17 protein-coding genes are annotated in these 15,918 nt (G+C 64.6%); 4 read left to right on the top strand and 13 right to left on the bottom strand.

Annotated elements, in window-relative coordinates:
* Window positions 1-67: 67 nt before the first annotated feature.
* The 3 genes from E5Z01_RS08300 (at window position 68) to E5Z01_RS08310 (ending at window position 3,321) form a co-directional block, all read left to right on the top strand.
* Complete coding sequence (locus E5Z01_RS08300; protein WP_240738244.1) at window positions 68-1,399, top strand: M28 family peptidase; 1,332 nt, start codon at window positions 68-70, stop codon at window positions 1,397-1,399.
* 103 nt (window positions 1,400-1,502) lie between these two features.
* Window positions 1,503-2,414 carry a fructosamine kinase family protein gene (locus E5Z01_RS08305; RefSeq protein ID WP_167757830.1) on the top strand — a complete coding sequence of 304 codons (912 nt, stop codon included), beginning with the start codon at window positions 1,503-1,505 and terminating at the stop codon, window positions 2,412-2,414.
* 40 nt (window positions 2,415-2,454) lie between these two features.
* The gene (locus tag E5Z01_RS08310; RefSeq protein WP_135228934.1) at window positions 2,455-3,321 is read left to right on the top strand and encodes a VOC family protein; all 867 of its coding nucleotides are present in this window, start codon (window positions 2,455-2,457) and stop codon (window positions 3,319-3,321) included.
* Window positions 3,322-3,422: 101 nt separating this feature from the next.
* Here E5Z01_RS08310 and E5Z01_RS08315 read toward each other — a convergent pair whose 3' ends face one another.
* The 10 genes from E5Z01_RS08315 to E5Z01_RS08360 all read right to left on the bottom strand — a co-directional run bounded on the left by E5Z01_RS08315 (window position 3,423) and on the right by E5Z01_RS08360 (window position 12,619).
* On the bottom strand, window positions 3,423-3,875 hold the full coding sequence (locus E5Z01_RS08315) for a cupin domain-containing protein (protein WP_240738242.1): 453 nt from the start codon (window positions 3,873-3,875) through the stop codon (window positions 3,423-3,425).
* 109 nt (window positions 3,876-3,984) lie between these two features.
* The gene (locus tag E5Z01_RS08320; RefSeq protein ID WP_135228935.1) at window positions 3,985-4,659 is read right to left on the bottom strand and encodes a V-type ATP synthase subunit D; all 675 of its coding nucleotides are present in this window, start codon (window positions 4,657-4,659) and stop codon (window positions 3,985-3,987) included.
* 68 nt (window positions 4,660-4,727) lie between these two features.
* Window positions 4,728-6,143: a V-type ATP synthase subunit B gene (locus tag E5Z01_RS08325; RefSeq protein ID WP_119764877.1), complete on the bottom strand. Its 1,416-nt coding sequence runs from the start codon at window positions 6,141-6,143 to the stop codon at window positions 4,728-4,730.
* Window positions 6,140-7,888 carry a V-type ATP synthase subunit A gene (locus E5Z01_RS08330; protein WP_135228936.1) on the bottom strand — a complete coding sequence of 583 codons (1,749 nt, stop codon included), beginning with the start codon at window positions 7,886-7,888 and terminating at the stop codon, window positions 6,140-6,142. The genes E5Z01_RS08325 and E5Z01_RS08330 overlap by 4 nt, the downstream gene beginning before the upstream one ends.
* A 91-nt stretch (window positions 7,889-7,979) precedes the next feature.
* On the bottom strand, window positions 7,980-8,327 hold the full coding sequence (locus E5Z01_RS08335) for a V-type ATP synthase subunit F (RefSeq protein ID WP_135228937.1): 348 nt from the start codon (window positions 8,325-8,327) through the stop codon (window positions 7,980-7,982).
* On the bottom strand, window positions 8,324-9,301 hold the full coding sequence (locus E5Z01_RS08340; RefSeq protein ID WP_135228938.1) for a V0D/AC39 family V-type ATPase subunit: 978 nt from the start codon (window positions 9,299-9,301) through the stop codon (window positions 8,324-8,326). Before E5Z01_RS08340 ends, E5Z01_RS08335 begins: the two co-directional genes overlap by 4 nt.
* A 15-nt stretch (window positions 9,302-9,316) precedes the next feature.
* On the bottom strand, window positions 9,317-9,874 hold the full coding sequence (locus E5Z01_RS08345; protein WP_135228939.1) for a V-type ATP synthase subunit E: 558 nt from the start codon (window positions 9,872-9,874) through the stop codon (window positions 9,317-9,319).
* Between the two features lie 2 nt (window positions 9,875-9,876).
* On the bottom strand, window positions 9,877-10,179 hold the full coding sequence (locus E5Z01_RS08350; protein WP_135228940.1) for a V-type ATP synthase subunit K: 303 nt from the start codon (window positions 10,177-10,179) through the stop codon (window positions 9,877-9,879).
* Window positions 10,180-10,214: 35 nt separating this feature from the next.
* A complete protein-coding gene (locus tag E5Z01_RS08355) occupies window positions 10,215-12,305 on the bottom strand; it encodes a V-type ATP synthase subunit I (RefSeq protein WP_135228941.1) in 2,091 nt (696 codons plus the stop codon).
* Window positions 12,302-12,619, bottom strand: a complete 318-nt coding sequence (locus tag E5Z01_RS08360) for a V-type ATPase subunit subunit G family protein (RefSeq protein ID WP_135228942.1) — start codon at window positions 12,617-12,619, stop codon at window positions 12,302-12,304. The genes E5Z01_RS08355 and E5Z01_RS08360 overlap by 4 nt, the downstream gene beginning before the upstream one ends.
* A 397-nt stretch (window positions 12,620-13,016) precedes the next feature.
* Here E5Z01_RS08360 and E5Z01_RS08365 point away from each other — a divergent pair, with 397 nt between their 5' ends.
* On the top strand, window positions 13,017-13,811 hold the full coding sequence (locus E5Z01_RS08365; protein WP_135228943.1) for an AAC(3) family N-acetyltransferase: 795 nt from the start codon (window positions 13,017-13,019) through the stop codon (window positions 13,809-13,811).
* Window positions 13,812-13,958: 147 nt separating this feature from the next.
* On the opposite strand, the gene argC is transcribed toward E5Z01_RS08365, so the two are convergent.
* From argC to E5Z01_RS08380, 3 genes are read right to left on the bottom strand one after another with little or no spacing between them, the layout of a single operon-like run.
* The gene (gene argC / locus E5Z01_RS08370; protein WP_135228944.1) at window positions 13,959-14,879 is read right to left on the bottom strand and encodes an N-acetyl-gamma-glutamyl-phosphate reductase; all 921 of its coding nucleotides are present in this window, start codon (window positions 14,877-14,879) and stop codon (window positions 13,959-13,961) included.
* Window positions 14,876-15,394: a GNAT family N-acetyltransferase gene (locus E5Z01_RS08375; RefSeq protein WP_135228945.1), complete on the bottom strand. Its 519-nt coding sequence runs from the start codon at window positions 15,392-15,394 to the stop codon at window positions 14,876-14,878. The genes argC and E5Z01_RS08375 overlap by 4 nt, the downstream gene beginning before the upstream one ends.
* Window positions 15,391-15,897, bottom strand: a complete 507-nt coding sequence (locus E5Z01_RS08380) for an NUDIX hydrolase (protein WP_135228946.1) — start codon at window positions 15,895-15,897, stop codon at window positions 15,391-15,393. The genes E5Z01_RS08375 and E5Z01_RS08380 overlap by 4 nt, the downstream gene beginning before the upstream one ends.
* Between the last annotated feature and the right edge of the window lie 21 nt (window positions 15,898-15,918).

Genomic DNA, 15,918 nt, shown 5'->3' on the forward strand with positions numbered 1-15,918 from the left:
AAGAGGTGCCGGTAAAGGGGCACTGGAAGGCGGAAACTTCCGGGGGGCGGGGCACGTAGTGTCCAGTATGGCCGCCCGCACCCGTCCGTTGCCGACGAAACCCGCGAAACCCGTGTGGCCCTGGCTGCTGCTGACGGCGGTGTTGCTTGGCCTGCTGTCCTGGGGATACCGGGTGGTCACGCAGCCAAGCAACCCGGCGGTGCAGGCGCGGGCCCTCGGGCGCACACCGGCGCAGAACTGGCAGGCGCTCCGGGCGTTCGGGCCGCGCCCGGTGGGCAGTAAGGGGCATGACCGGGCGGTGGACTGGCTGGAAACGCAGTTCAGTGCGCTGGGCTACCGCGTGACGCGGCAGGATGTGCCGCTGACCCGTTCGTTCGACCTGGGCGGCAGCCTGAGATCCGGACAGACAGTCATTCCGGTGGCCGCCATCTACGGCGCCGCAGGTGGCGAGCAGACGGCCAAACTGGTGCGGGTGCCGCCGCAGGCCAGCGCCGAGCAGTTACGCCAGCTTCCTGTCCAGACGAACATTGCCCTGACCACCTGCCCCGGCCCGAACTGGAAACCCCTGGTGGAAGCGGTGATGACCGCCGGGGCTTTCGGGCTGGTGGTCATCGACGACTGCCCCACCCGGCGCTGGCAGAAGGTGGACGCCACGCCGCTGCCGCTGGTGCAGGCCGGCGCGCGCGACAAAGGCCGCTTGCTGGCGCTGGCCGGGCAGACTGTGACGCTCAGGTCGCAGGTGGAGGAACGCCCGGTGACCGGCCACAACCTGGTGGCGGCGCGGGTGAAGGCCAGGCCCGAAGTACTGCTGGGGGCTCATCTGGACACCGTGAACGGCAGCCTGGGCGCCAACGACAACAGCAGCGGCGTCCTGAGCGTGCTGGAAGCGGCGCGGCAGGCCGTGAACACGCCGCTGGCCGATCACACCTGGTTCGTGCTGTTCGACGCCGAGGAGGACGGCACCCTCGGCAGCCGCGCGTTTGTCCGGCAGTTCGGTTTTCCCCTGCACAGCACGCGGGCCATGCTGAATTTCGACATGGTGGGCGTGGACGTCAGGCCGCTGGGGGCCGCCATCGACCCGGAGGTGCTCCCGCTGGCGCGGCAGGTGCGGCCCACCCTGCGCGTCTTCGAGGACGAACCGGTCAGCGACCGCAAGATCCTGGGAAGGTTTGCCCCACCCACCGGGCGCAGTGACCACCTGCACTTCAAACTGACTCAGAAACGCACCGTCTTCCTGCACCGGGGGGAAGACGTGAATTATCACGCGCCCACCGACCAGACGCTGCAAACCGCCCTGGTGCAGGACACCGCTGATTTCGGCGTCGCTCTGGCCCGCGCGGTGCTGAAGGCCGACCTGAAGGTCAAGGAACCCTGCCGCATCGGTGCGCCGTCCTGCTGAGGGGTGTTTTCAAACTTTTATGGCGGCAGCGGCCTCCCCTTTCCTCAAGGGTTGCTCCGAACCCTCGGCGGCCCGGCGGGGGTGGCCCCGCTATGCTGCGGACATGCTGACCAGCTTGCCGCCCGCCGTGAAAGCTGCTGCCCAGTCCCACCTGGGGTCGCGGGTCACAGAGGTTTCGCGCCTGTCGGGCGGGGACATCAGCGCGGCGTTCCGGGTGGTGGCGGGTCATGGGCAGTTCGTGGTGAAGGTGCGCCCGGAGCAGGCCGATCACCCGGCGCTCTTTCACGCCGAGGCCCTGGGCCTGCACCTGCTGGGCCAGCAGCTGGTCGGGGAGGCGCGGGCGGTGGTGGTGCCGCAGGTGGTGGGGTACGGGTTGGCGGCGGGCGGCACCGGAGTGGGACAACTGGCTTACCTGGTCATGAATTTTCTGGAACCTGCCCCGGAAACCCCACAGGCGCAGGAAGCGCTGGGACGCGGCCTGGCGGCGCTGCACCGCACAGCGGGGCCGCAGTTTGGCGGCACCCCAGATAACTTCATGGGCTTCCTGCCGCAAAAAAACCCGCCCACCCCCACCGCCGCGGAGTTCTTCTGGGCAGCGCGGCTGGCCCCGCAACTGAAGCGGGCGCAGGATCACCTGAGTGCAGAGGATCTCCGGAATTTCGAGGCGTTGCGGGAACGCCTGCCAGGTCTGATTCCGCCGGAGGCTCCAGCCCTGGTTCACGGCGACCTGTGGCGGGGCAACATGCTGTTCACGGCGCTGGGCCCGGCCCTGATCGACCCGGCGGCCACCTATTCACACCGCGAGGTGGACTTGAGCCTGATGCGCCTGTTCGGTGGGGTCAGTGAGCGGGTATTCGCGGCGTACGCCGAGGCGTTCCCGCCGGCGGAAGGCTGGGAGCAGAGGGCCGACCTGTGGAACCTGTATCCGCTGCTGGCGCATCTGAACATGTTCGGAGACCGTTACCTGGGACGGTTGCAAGCAGCCTTACACGCTGCATCAAATATTATAATTTAAACTGCTTGATTTTTTAAAGTTTAAGAGGCATACTGACCCTATGATTGCCCTCTCCCCCATTCTTCCGGCCACCACCCGGGTCGGCTCGGTCACGCTGCTGGCCCGCCACCTGCCCGAACTGATGCACTTCTACCGTTCCCTGCTGGGACTGAGCGTGCTTGCGGAAACAGACACGTCCATTACGCTGGGCACGGCCACCACGCCGCTGCTGACCCTGCACGCCGCACCAGATCTGCCCGCTCCACTGCCCAACCGTCCGGGGTTGTACCACACCGCCTTCCTGCACCCCACCCGCGCCGACCTGGGCCGCTGGCTGGCGCACGCCGCGCGGCTGGGCCTGCGCATCGGCAGCGGCGACCACCTCGTCAGTGAAGCGTTTTACCTGACCGACCCGGAAGGCAATGGCATCGAGGTCTACGCCGACCGCCCGCGCGACACCTGGATGTGGGAGAACGGACAGGTCAAGATGGACACCCTCGCGGTGGACGCCGCCAGTGTGCTGCGCGAAGCCGGCATCGACCCCAATGACCTGAACGACCTGCCGGACGATTACCGCGCCCCCGACGGCCTGACCCTCGGACACATGCACCTGAAAGTCGGGAACGCCGCCCAGGCCGCCCAGTTCTACCGCGATACGTTGGGCCTTGACCTGGTGTCCAACCTCCCTGGCGCGGCCTTCCTGTCCTGGGGCGCCTACCACCACCACCTTGGGCTGAACGAGTGGCACACCCGTGGGCAAGGCCAACCCGCCGCGCCCGCCGCCGGACTGGGAGGCGTGGAATTCATCACCCCCGACCTGAGCGGTTTACGTACTCACCTGGCCGGCCGTGAAGGCATCAGCGACCACGGCGACCACCTGACCCTGCACGACCCCTGGGGTCACCAGATCAGCGTCCGCCAGGCCTGAGCCGCCCGAAGAACCACTTCAGGCACACTTTAAAACCTGACCCAGGCCGAAAGAGGGCCTTTGAAAGCCATGCAGTCGGGCGGATGTCCCCCCAGCGTCCATCAGACCGGTTCCTGCTCCCAGTCGGGCACCGCAGCTATCCTGCGCTGGGCCGCGGCCATGTCTGTTTCCTCTGGACGGCAGACATCCCAGTCGCGGCCCCCGGCATAAGCACCCACTACCAGCAGATCCGGGCTGCTGCCGTCATTGCGGTGGCCTGTTCCGGCGGGCAGCAGCACCACGTCCCCCGCCTGAAGTTGCACTTGCGGCCCGCCCTCACCGCCCAGTGTGACCCGGGTCTGTCCACGCACCACCACCAGCACCTCATGCGCCGTAGAGTGGTAGTGGTGAAAAGAATAAATGCCGTTCTGCCAGCTGTTTGTCCAGCCCTGTGAGGCGAGTGCCGCCTCGGCCTGCGCGGCCGTTTTCACCTTCAGCGCCCTCCAGTAAATCAGCACAGGCAGGCGGGGATTATTCGGTATCCCACCACTCGGCGGCAACGACAGCCTTTCCACACCTCAGGGTAGAACAGGAGAAGCGCCCGAATGGCAACTCTTCCTTCCGTCTTGAGACAAATAAAAGACCGCCCCCACATCGGAGGGCGGCTCTCTTTTGGCCTTTTGCTTAGTCGGCGGCTGAGCCGTGGCTGGTGGCCGCGGCGGCTTCGCGGGCGGCTTTCGACTTGGCGTCGATTTTCGCCTTGATCTTCTTCTGCGTGAAGCCGGCTTCGCGTTCGCGCTGGTCAAGCACCGAGCGGATGAAGCGAATGTCGTCCTCGATGCCGGGAATCACGACCTGCTCCAGCGCGTTCACGCGGCGGGAGGTCTTCTTGATCTCCTCACCAATGCGCCGGAGCTTCGTTTCGGTGCCGGCGACCTTCACGATGGCTTCCAGCAGACCGTTAAAGTCCGTGGACGCCTGAATGGTGCGCGCGCCGACGTTGATCGGGCTGAAGTTCGCGGCGGCAGCCCGTTCAGGAATGTTGATGCGGGGGACTTTCACGCCGTATACGCTGTCGATCTGCATGTCCACGGCGTAATCACCGGTGCCAGCGAGGCTGAGGCTCTCGACGGCTTCCGGGCTGTCCCAGGCTTTGGCGCCGAACAAGCTGGTGTAGGCGCCTTTACTCACGCCGGTCAGCTGCTCGCGGGCGGCCAGGGCGTCTTTCACCAGGGCGAAAAACTCCCCGATCAGGGCGTCACGTTTGCGTTTCAGCAAGTCGGCGCCGCCCGTCGCGGTCTTCAGGCTGGCTTTGCTCGCCAGCAGGGCACTGCGGGTGGGGCTGATTTGTCCTGCCATTTAATTCACCTCCCCTTTGACTGGAGTGTGCAGGGTGAAAGGAGAGGGATCAACCTCTCCAGTCACGTTTACTGCATCGAGCGGCTGCCCTTCCACATCTCGTCCATCTTGGTGCCATAGTACTTGTCGATGGAGTCCTTGGAGATACGGGTCAGCTGGCTCTGGGGCAGTTTGCTCAGGATGCCCCAGGCGACGGTCAGGGAGTCCTCGATGCTGCGGTCCTGGTCGCCCTGGCCGATGAAGTAGCCTTCGAAGTCGTCAGCGAACTTCAGGTACAGTTTGTCGGTTTCGGTCAGCGCGTCTTCACCGGTGATGGCCACCAGTTTGCGCAGGTCGAGCCCGTTGGCGTAGGCGGCGAACAGCTGGTCAGAGATGTTCTTGTGGTCGGCGCGGGTTTTGCCTTTGCCGATGCCGTTGCCTTGCAGACGCGAGAGGCTGGGCTGGGGGTTGATCGGGGGGAACACGCCCTTGGCGTTCAGGGTACGGTCCACCACGATCTGCCCTTCGGTGATGTAACCGGTCAGGTCCGGAATGGGGTGGGTGATGTCGTCGTCCGGCATGGACAGAATCGGAATCTGGGTCACGCTGCCGGGCTTGCCGTTCACCACGCCTGCACGTTCGTACAGGTTCGCCAGGTCGGTGTACATGTAGCCGGGGAAGCCGCGGCGACCGGGAATCTCTTCGCGCGCACCGCCGATTTCGCGGAGGGCTTCACAGTAGTTGGTCAGGTCGGTCAGGATCACCAGCACGTGGTAGCCATGCTCGAAGGCCAGGTACTCGGCGGTGGTCAGGGCCATGCGCGGGGTCAGCAGACGTTCCACGGCGGGGTCGTCGGCCTTGTTCAGGAACAGAACCGAGCGGGCCAGAGCGCCGGTACGTTCAAATTCCTGGGTGAAGTAGCTCACTTCGCGCTGGGTCAGGCCCATGGCCGCGAACACCACGGCGAAGTCGCCTTCGTGGCCGGGCACCTTGGCCTGACGGGCGATCTGGGCGGCCAGTTCGTTGTGGGGCAGACCGCTGCCGGAGAAGATCGGCAGTTTCTGACCGCGAATCAGGCTGATCTGCGTGTCGATGGTGCTGATGCCGGTCTGAATGAACTCTTCGGGCTTGGCGCGGGCGGCCGGGTTCATGGGCTGCCCGTTGATGTTCAGGCGTTTCTCGGCGACCACGGCGGGCAGACCGTCCATGGGGCGGCCCAGGCCGTCGAAGCGGCGGCCGATCATTTCCTTGCTGACGCCGAGGCGGGCCACGTCTTCCACCAGGCTCACGCTGGCGTTGGCGAGGTCGAGGCCACGGGTTTCTTCGAACACCTGAATCACCGCGTTCTGGTCAGAGACGCTGATGACCTGGCCGCCGCGCATCTTGCCCTGGCCGTCCTTGATGTTCACGATGGAGCCGTTGGGCAGGTCGCTAGCGGCGTTCACGAACAGCAGGGGGCCGGAGATGTACGCGACATCGTTGTATTCCTTCTGGAGCAAAGTCACGCTTTCACCGCCTTGAAGGTCTGGTCGAGTTCGTCCATCACGCCTTCGCCGTAAGCGATGAATTCCTGCTCGGGCGTGTAGCGGGCGCGGGCGAGTTTCTCGATGACGGGGTTTTGAATGATTTCGTCGATGGTCAGCCCCGACTTGAGGCCTTTGTCGGCCTCGTCGTAGAACTTCAGGAACATCTTCATCAGGCCGTAGTTCTTGGGCATGGAGGCCGAGGCGTCCACCGGGTCGAAGCCGTTCTGTTGCAGGAAGTCCTGCCTCAGCATGCGGCCCGTTTCGATGATCAGACGCTCATTGTCCTGCAGGGCGTCGGGGCCGACGAGCTGCACCACTTCCTGCAGCGCGGCCTCTTCCTGAAGGAGGGTGCTGATGCGCTGGCGCAGTTCAGGGAAGTCCTGGCCGACGTTCTGGCGGTACCAGGGGTCGAGGATGGGCGTGAACAGCGAGTAGGAGCCGTTCCAGTTGATGGCCGGGAAGTGGCGGCGGCGCGCCAGGCCGGCGTCCAGTCGCCAGAATGCCCCGGTGATACGCAGGGTGGCCTGGGTGACGGGTTCGGACATGTCGCCACCGGCGGGGGACACGGCGCCGATCACGGACACTGCGCCGTCTTCGCCAGCGAGGGTCTTGACGGTGCCAGCGCGCTCGTAGAAGGCAGCCAGTTTCGCGCCCAGGTAGGGCGGGTAGCCTTCTTCGGCGGGCATTTCTTCCAGACGGGAAGAAATCTCGCGCAGCGCCTCGGCCCAGCGGCTGGTGCTGTCGGCCATCAGGGACACGCTGTAGCCCTGGTCGCGGAAGTATTCCGCCAGGGTGATCCCGGTGTACACGCTGGCTTCACGGGCGGCCACCGGCATGTTGGAGGTGTTGGCGATCAGGATGGTGCGGTGCATCAGCGGCCCGCCCGTCTTGGGGTCTTCCAGTTCCGGGAATTCCACCAGCACGTCGGTCATCTCGTTGCCGCGCTCGCCGCAACCCACGTACACCACGATGTCGGCGTTGCCGTACTTCGCCACGGACTGCTGGGTCACGGTCTTGCCGCTCCCGAACGGGCCGGGGATTGCGGCCGCGCCACCCATCACCAGCGGGAACAGCACGTCCAGAATGCGCATCCCGGTGAGGAAGGGCAGGCTGGGGTCGTTCTTCTTCGCCACCGGGCGGGGCGCACGCACCGGCCAGTAGTGGGCCAATCTGAGCTTGGTGCCGTCTTCCAGTTCAGCAACGGTCTCGTCGACGGTGTACTGCCCGGCGGGCGCGATCCAGCGAATGCGGCCGCCCTTGTCGGGGGGCGTCAGGATCTTGTGCGTGAAGGAGAACTCCGGCACGGTGCCCAGGATGGCGCTGCCGACCACTTCGTCGCCCACGTTCACCGAAGGGGTAAAGTCCCACTTCTTCTCGCGGTCGAGGGGAGAGACCTCGATGCCGCGCGCGATGAAGTCGCCCGAAGCCTTGCGAATTTCTTCCAGCGGGCGCTGAATACCGTCGTAAATGCCGTTCAGCATCCCCGGCCCCAGTTCCACGCTGAGGGGCAGGCCGGTGGTTTCCACGGGTTCACCCACGGTGAGGCCCGCCGTATCTTCGTAAACCTGCACAAAAGCCGTGTCGCCGTCCAGTCGGATGATCTCACCGACGAGGCGCTCCTGGCCCACGCGCACGATGTCGTACATCTTCGCACCGTACATGCCCTTGGCAATCACTGCCGGGCCGGCGATGCTCTGCACGACGCCGCTCTTGTTCTGCGTCATTGAATGCTCCTTCGGAGGGTCGAGAGGTCGAGGAGAAAAAAGGTCGAGTCAACCATTCTAGGCTTCACGCCCCCCCGACGCCTCGACGTGCTCACAGTTTGATATCGAACCCGATGGTGTCCCGCACCAGTTTGCCCATGTACGCCTTGGCGTCGACAGTGTCGGCGTTGAAAGCGTCGGCGAGACTGGGGATGGGCAGCAGGATCGGGAGATCGCGGCCACGCATGCTGCGGGCAGTGGCGCTCAGCGGATCGGCGATCAGGCCGGTGTCCACCGCGATCAGGCCGTAGTTGCCGTTCTGAATTGCGTGTTCCAGGTCATGCACGGCGTTTTCGCGGGTAGTCTCGATGACCTCCGCGCCCGCCAGGCGGTACCCGGTGGCGGTTTCGGCGTCGCTGAGCACGGCCACGCGCTGCAGGGTGCCAGTGTTCTGGGTCATGCGCCCACCTCCTTGCGAAGCTGCTCGGCAGGCAGGTTGTAGAACTTGCCGCGCCCGATCAGGCGGAGTTTGGCGATTTCCATTTCCTTGCGGCGCAGGAAGTCCAGGATGATGCCCACACCGTCACTGTCAGCAATACTGATGTTGCGGGCGGCCTTATCCAGGGCGCTGCGGGCGCTCAACTCGGCGTCTTCCAGCGTGGGGGCTTCCAGGATGGCGGCCACATCGGCGTTGCCCCCGGCGTCCCCACCGCTCAAACGGCTGTACCCGCCCGCGTCGTAACTGCCGCCCGCCACGAACAGGTTCGGGTCAAGAGCTTGACCTTTGCTGTTGCGGGCAATCAGGGCGTTCGTGATGTCAATCTCGCGCGACAGGTAGGTTTTCATGCTGTTGTCGCGCGAGACTTTCAGGGCGTGCCTGTAGTACGCCTGATCCAGGGCCACTTCCAGATCCAGCAGTTTCCCGGTGTTCGTGTAAGCGGCTGCGCCGTCACGCATGGCCTTGGCCAGCGGGTGACCGGTCACGGCCAGGCTGGCGGCGGCACTGGCCAGATCCGTGGCCTGCGCAGCAGTCTGAAGCGCGGCGGGGCGGATGGTGCCCCCGGGAATCAGGCTTTCGCGGATGGCTTCTGCGCCGCGCCCGGACACGATGCCACGGGCGATGCTTTTCAGGTTCACCAGATCCCACTTCATCAGCAGGGTCTCGATTTCGCGGCGGGAATCTCCTTCAGCGAAACCCAGGACTTTCTGCGTGGTGTCGAAGAGGTTCTGCGACAGGGCGCGGTCGAGTTCCGGCAATCCGGCGTTCTGCGCAGTGGTTTCGCGCATGTTCGCGGCGAAATCCGTTTCGGTCAGAACGCGCAGGAATTCCGGGTAACTGCCGGCCGAGAGCGCACTGTCCAGCGCACGTCCGTCGAGCAGTTTGGTGCGCATGACGCGCACGCGGGCGTTGATGTACGAGTAGTCGTCGGGCATGATTCAAACCCTCCTTTACTCGGCGAGAATGCGGTTGATCTGGGGGGCCATATCGGCCTTCACGCGTTCCAGGCGTCCAGTGAGGGTATTGGTGATGCCGCTCTTGCCGCCGCGAGCAATGACGCGCACACCGCCCTGAATCTGCGGGTTTTCGCGCACGGGAATGTCCTGGACGATGATGCGGCCCAGACCCAGGTCGGCGGGGTTGACTTCCACCGCTTCGGCGTCAGGCACGGCCTGACGGGCTTCTTGCACCAGGCGGGTCAGTACGTCGCGGTACTCGGGGGCGCCGGTCACGCTCCCCAGGTACTGGTTGACCAGGTCGTACACCTGCGTCATGCCACTTTCGCTGGCACTGAGACGCGAGGCGCTCATTTCCAGGTCGGCAGCGCTGCGGGCGCGAACCAGACCGGCCTGACGCTGGCTTTCCAGGGCACGCCGGCGGCTTTCCAGCAGGTTCTGGGCGCGTTCACGGGCGTCTGCGACGATCTTTTCGGCCCGGCCCCGCGCTTCGGCGCGAATGCGGTCGATCTCCGCCTGCGCTTCGTTTTCGAGGAGTTTATCGAGGGCCATGATTAGATAAGGAACAGTGCCAGGAAGCCGAAGATGACCAGGGTTTCAGGTAGCAGGAACACGAGCAGCAGCTGACCGAGCTTGCTGGAGTCCTCGGCGGCGGCACCCACCAGGCTGGAGCCGATGCGGGACTGCGCCCAGCCAGTACCCAGCGCGGCCAAGCCCAGAGCCAGACCCTTACCGATGGCGATCAGACCTTCATTGATGTTGGCGTCGTTGGCCACCACATTGTTTTCCTGGGCGAGACCGGTAGCGGTGAGAGCGAGAATGAGGGAAGCGAGGACGATCTTGGTGGTCTTGGTCATGGTGTGTTCTCCTGAGAAAAGAGTGATGACGGGAATCATTTAACCTGCGGTCCAGCCTGCACGCTCACGGGTTGAACCGAGGGGCGTGGCGCAGCGGGACTGAGGCGACGAAGGGGATTGTAACGCGGACTGGTTTCGTTGTTGAATCCGGTCGGATTCAGGAACTCGACCATGTGCAAACGGATGGGTTGCAGGATGTGACCGATCAGGGTCAGGGCCAGCACCAGGAAGTGCAGAATGGCACCGATGACCAGGCCGAGAATGGCACCGATAAAGCCCCAGTTCTGGTACATGCTCCAGCCCAGGTCGGTGACCAGGCGGGCCAGGATGGCGGACACCAGACCGACGGCAAAGATACGGGCGTAACTGACGACTGCGCCGCCCTGAGAGAGAAGTTCGACGATAAGGGTAGGGAGTTTAGTGATTACCATCAGGTAACCGACGATGAACATGAGGAAGCCCAGGGCCATCAGCAGGACGCGCCAGTCACCAAAGTTGGTCAGGCCACCGAAGTCCTTTGCACCGCGGCTGATGAAGGCCATCAGCACCAGCGCACCGACACCGCCAACCATGGCGATGCCTTCCCACATGTGCAGGCGGTCACCGTGTTTAATGCCCTGTTGAACGCGGATACCCCAGCCCCACAGCACTTGCAGAATACCGAAGAGCAGCGCGAAGACCAGCGCGACATTACCGAACGTGGCGACATCCAGGCGGGGGAAGACGATGGGAATCAGGCCCGTGGCGTGCTCGCCCCCGAAGTGAACGCCGGTCCAGCCCCACAGGCGGTTGAGCAGGTCGTTGTTCATGTAGAACACGTGCATGTGCTCCAGCAGCGTGCCGAAGAACTCGCCGGTCAGGAACCCCCACAGGATAGTCCAGGCCGCCATGACGTTCGTCACGAAGCCCAGATCCTTCAGGGTCTGGGGGTTCAGGTAAGCCCCGAACAAGCTGAGGTTCCAGCCTTCGCCCCGGCGGCCCTTATTCAGGAGCCACATACCCAGCGCCAGGAACAGCAGCCCGTACCCGATGTCGGCCATGATGATCCCAAAGAAGAACGGGAAAAACCACGCGACCACCCAGGTAGGGTCGAAGGTGCCGTATTTGGGCAGGCTCATCAGGCCCATGACAGTGTTCTGGAATGGGCGGACGTAACTGCTGTTCTTCAGTTCCACCGGAACACCGTGATCGTGGTGTTCGTCGACCGGGTGAACTTCGTAACTGACGGCGTCACCGAAACGGCTCAGGGTGCTTTGCAGCGCGGGAATACGGTCAGCCGGCAGATAGCCCTGCATGGTCAGGCTGTACTTGCCACGGGCGCTCACGGCCCGGACGTCGTGCACCGCCACGCGATCTTTCAGCGCGTCACGGACAGCGTACAGCGCCGGGCCGTGCTGCTGCGCCAGTTTCTCGCGCGCGGTGTTCAACTCGGCCTGGCGGGCCGCGCCGTGAGCACGAATGTCCTCCATCGCGGCGGCGGCGTCGGTCAGCGGCATGCTCTCAAAGCGGCCCGGCAAGCGCAGCTCGCCCAGGCGCACGCGGCCCAGGGCGGCGCGGGCCAGGTCACGCTCGGATTTCAGCGCAGCAATCACGCCCACGCGGTTTTGCCCCACCGGTTCGGTGGCAATGGCGTACCGCTCGGGCAGGGCTTCGCGCAGCGCGGCGTCCAGTTCAGCGAGGTTGTCGCTGGGCTGAAGCAGGAAAGGAAGCAGCGCCAGGCGGCGGCTGCGGTCCAGGCCGCCCACCATGCGCGACAGGGCGCGCACGGCTTCACCGTAGGAACGCTCGACATCCAGGTCGGACTGCAGTTCCTGACGCTGACGGGCCAGCGCAGACACGGGGGAGGCCGCTCCCTCCACCACGCCGCTCCATTCGCTCTCGGCAGACAGCGGGGCGGGAGCGGGGCGGTAAGCGCCCAGTTCCGCGATGGTGCTCTCGACTCGGGCCAGCAGCCTCTCGTCGTCGCGGCGGTGCTGGGCGTCTTGCCCGGCCAGCGAACCGGTGTTCAGTGGGCCGCCCTGAATGGGCTTGAGGTGCAGCACGCCGGCGTCTTGCAAGGCCGTGATGACCGCCTCGCTGTCACGCTTGCGCGTGGCGATCACCACCTGCTGCATGGGGTTGATCACGGCAGCACCGCCCTGAGAATCTGCTCGGCGGCCTGCTGCACGCGGCCCGCCGCCCGGTTGTGGGTGTCGGCGGCCTGCACCTGTGCCTGCGCACGCGCTTCGTCGCGGATACGCTGGGTTTCGCCCGCAAGTGTCTGGTCATGCTGGGTTTGCAGTTGTTGCGCCTGCGCCTCGGCTTCACGCAAGATCCGGGCCGCTTCCTGCTCGGCGGCTTCGACCTCCCGTTTGGCTTCCTCGCGGGCCGCTTCAATCTGCGCGTCCAGTGCCGCTTCACGGCTGGCCAGTTCACTTAGGACTCGACTTGAAACGTCCAAATCACTCCTCCTTTCCCCTAACGTCCCCTCTTGCCATCCCGCTCAAAAACCCCATCCGGGGATGAGGTAGGAATGAGAAGAGGTTCAGTGGCCCGACACTTGTAATAGTTAAGTCAGACTCCCGCTTATCGTAACACAGCCGTAATAAATGGTTTTGGGGGCAAGGGTCCCTGTTAAGCTGCGTCCCTGAGCGAGGCACACTCCAGCTTCTCGATACGTGAAATGACCCATGACAGCCGGCCGGCCGCGTGCTGCAATGAGAAGTGCCCGAAAAGCCGCGCTGCCGGCCTCACAGCAGCCCCTTCCAAGCGGCTGTGCCTGCCTGCGTGACCGCACCCTGCATCCTGCAAAGGCAAGGCAGATGGGGTGTCCCTCATCACTGAACGGAGAAATCGACATGTCTGAAACCGACGCCATAGCCAACACTGACGCTCCCCGCACCCGCGCCCGCCTGGCCGCCGACCTGCGCGCCCTGGGCGTACAGGCGGGCGACGTGCTGATCGTTCACGCCAGCCTCAGCCGTCTGGGCTGGGTCGCCGGTGGCCCCGTCGCCGTCATTCAGGCCCTGCAGGACGCCGTGACGCCGGAGGGCACACTGGTGATGCCCACCTTTACGCTTTACCTGACCGATCCCGCCAGCTGGCGCAGGTTCGCCGTGCCCGAGGGGTGGTGGGCCACCATCCGCGCCGAAATGTCGGCTTTTGACCCGGCCCGCACGCCCACGCGCGGCATGGGGCAAATTGCCGAACTGTTCCGCACCTGGCCCGACGTGCACCGCAGTTCCCATCCTCACAGTTCCTTTGCCGCCTGGGGCAAACACGCCGACTTCATCACCGCCGACCACAGCCTGAACGACTCCCTCGGGGACGGTTCTCCGCTCGCCCGCGTCTACGACCTGAACGGCAAAGTCCTGCTGCTCGGCACTGAAGTCAACTCCAGCCTGCACCTGGCCGAAGTCCGCGCCGGGAAAAGGCCGCGCACGACTTTCAGCGGCCCCCTCCTGGTGCAGGGACAGCGCCAGTGGGTCACGCTCGACGAACCCGACTACAACGAGGAAACCTTTCCGCCCGTCAAAGCAGCCTTCGAGGAAAAAGGCGCCGTCAAAGTGGGCACGGTGGGGTCAGCCACCGCGAAACTGATGCGCCAGCGCGAAATAGTCGATTTTGCCGTGGCCTGGTGGCGGGCAGAGTAGAGAACCCCTCAGCAGTCACCCGGCTTATGGAGTTCTCGAACAGGAACCTCACCGGTTTGAGAATTTTACATTCGGAACGTTTTTTCTTCCCATGGGCTCGACCCTTCCCCGTACTTTCAGCACCGAGCAGGCGGAAACGAGGGGCTTTTAACTCCCTTGCAGCATCAAATCCAGGTTTTGCACGGCGGCGCCGCTGGCGCCTTTGCCGAGGTTGTCGAGCCGGGCGGCCAACACGGCCCGCTGCCCATCACTCGCGGCGTACACCAGCAATTCCAGTTGGTTCGTGCCGTTCAGCGTCTGCGGATCGAGGATGGCGGGGTTCTCGGCCATCTCGGTCACGGTCACGTACCGTTGCCCGCCGTAGTGTTCCTTCAGGGCCGCGTGCAATTGCTCGGCCGCCACGTTCAGTTCCTGCATATGCAGGGGAATGGTCACGGTCATGCCCTGCGCCCACGCGCCCACGTTCGGCATGAAAATCGGCGTGCGGGTCAGGCCGCCGTATTTCACAATTTCCGGCAGGTGCTTGTGATCCAGATTCAGCCCGTAAGACAGGAAGGAACCGCGCATGGGGTGCTCCTGATCCTGCTCGTGCGCGTCGACCAATGCCCGCCCGCCACCGCTGTACCCACTGAAGCCCTGAATGTGAATGGAGAAATCGGCGGGAATCAGGCCGCGCTGGGTCAGGGGCGCGAGCAGGGCGATGGCCGCCGTGCTGTAACACCCGGGATTCGCCACGTACCGCGCCGTGCGGATGTTCTCCGGTTGCCCGGCGTTCAGTTCAGGGAACCCGAAGACCCACTCCGGGTTCACGCGGTGCGCCGTACTGGCGTCGAGCAGGCGGGAAGTGGGATTGGTGGCGAGGTGTACCGCTTCCCGCGCCGCGTCGTCGTGCAGGCACAGGATCGAGATGTCTGCCGCGTTCAGCAGTTCCGCGCGCGCCGCACTGTCTTTGCGCCGCGCCGGGTCGATGCTCAGCAGCTCTATATCCGACCGGCCTGCCAGCCGCTGGCGGATTTGCAGGCCGGTCGTTCCCGCCTCACCATCAATGAAAATTCTGGGTTTCGTCACGCTCTCCACTCCTCACTCAACACAGCATAAATCGCGTCGTCTGTCCATTCGCCCCGCAGACAGTAGCTTTTCAGATGGGTGCCTTCATGGCGGAAACCGACGTGCCGCAGCAGTCCGGCAATGGCCTGGTTGCGCGGGTCGATGCTGGCGTGAACGCGGTGCAGGTTCAGCTCGTGGAAGGCGAAATGAAGCAGCGCGCGAATGGCTTCCGAGGCGTACCCGTGCCCCTGCGCGTGGCGCGACAGGGTGACGCCGAACTCGGCCTGCGGGCCACGTCGGTTGAGGGCCAGGTCACCGATCAGTTCGCCGTTTTTCAGGGCAATGGCACGCTGCACCCAGCCTTCCATGCCCAGCGGATTATCTGAGAGGAGCCCCTGGGCCATAACCGGCGTGTAGGGCAGCGTCCAACCCTGATAACGCGCCACCTCCGGGTCGTTGCGGTAGGTGACCAGGGCGGGCAAATCCTCTGGCGTGAGGGGACGGACGGTGAGGCGCAGGGTGGAGAGGGTGGTCACGAGAGATAACACCTCCTGATCAGTTCTGCCAGGTCACCCTTGGCCGGGTCTCCCGCAGCTATGTTGTGCAGCAGTTGGCGCGGCGACCGCCAGCACGCCCCACTGAAGTCGTCGCGTTTAAAGTCTGGCGCCTCGTCGGTGCGGATCTCGTACACGCGCATGAAGGCGCTGAGCGGCGTGTCAAACGGCGAAAAATACGCAATTTCCCACCAGGGCACGTCATCCACGTTCAGGTTCAATTCCTCGCGCGTCTCGCGTTTGAAGCACGCCAGGTAGTCTTCCCCACTCGCGACGTGACCGCCCACACTCATGTCCAGGCAGTCAGGGAACATGGCCTTGTGGGCGGTGCGCCGCGGAATCCACAGTTCCCCGCAAGAATTCACCAGAAAAGCGTTGATCACACGCACGGGCAGGCGCCTGGCCCAGGCTTCCTCGCGGGTCACGCGGCCCACCACTTCATCGTGCCCGTTCACCAGGTCGAGCCACTCGGTGCCCCCGGTCATGTTCACCTCCTGTTACCCACC

Origin of the sequence: Deinococcus fonticola, assembly GCF_004634215.1 — a bacterium.
GTDB classification, from domain to species: Bacteria; Deinococcota; Deinococci; order Deinococcales; family Deinococcaceae; genus Deinococcus; species Deinococcus fonticola.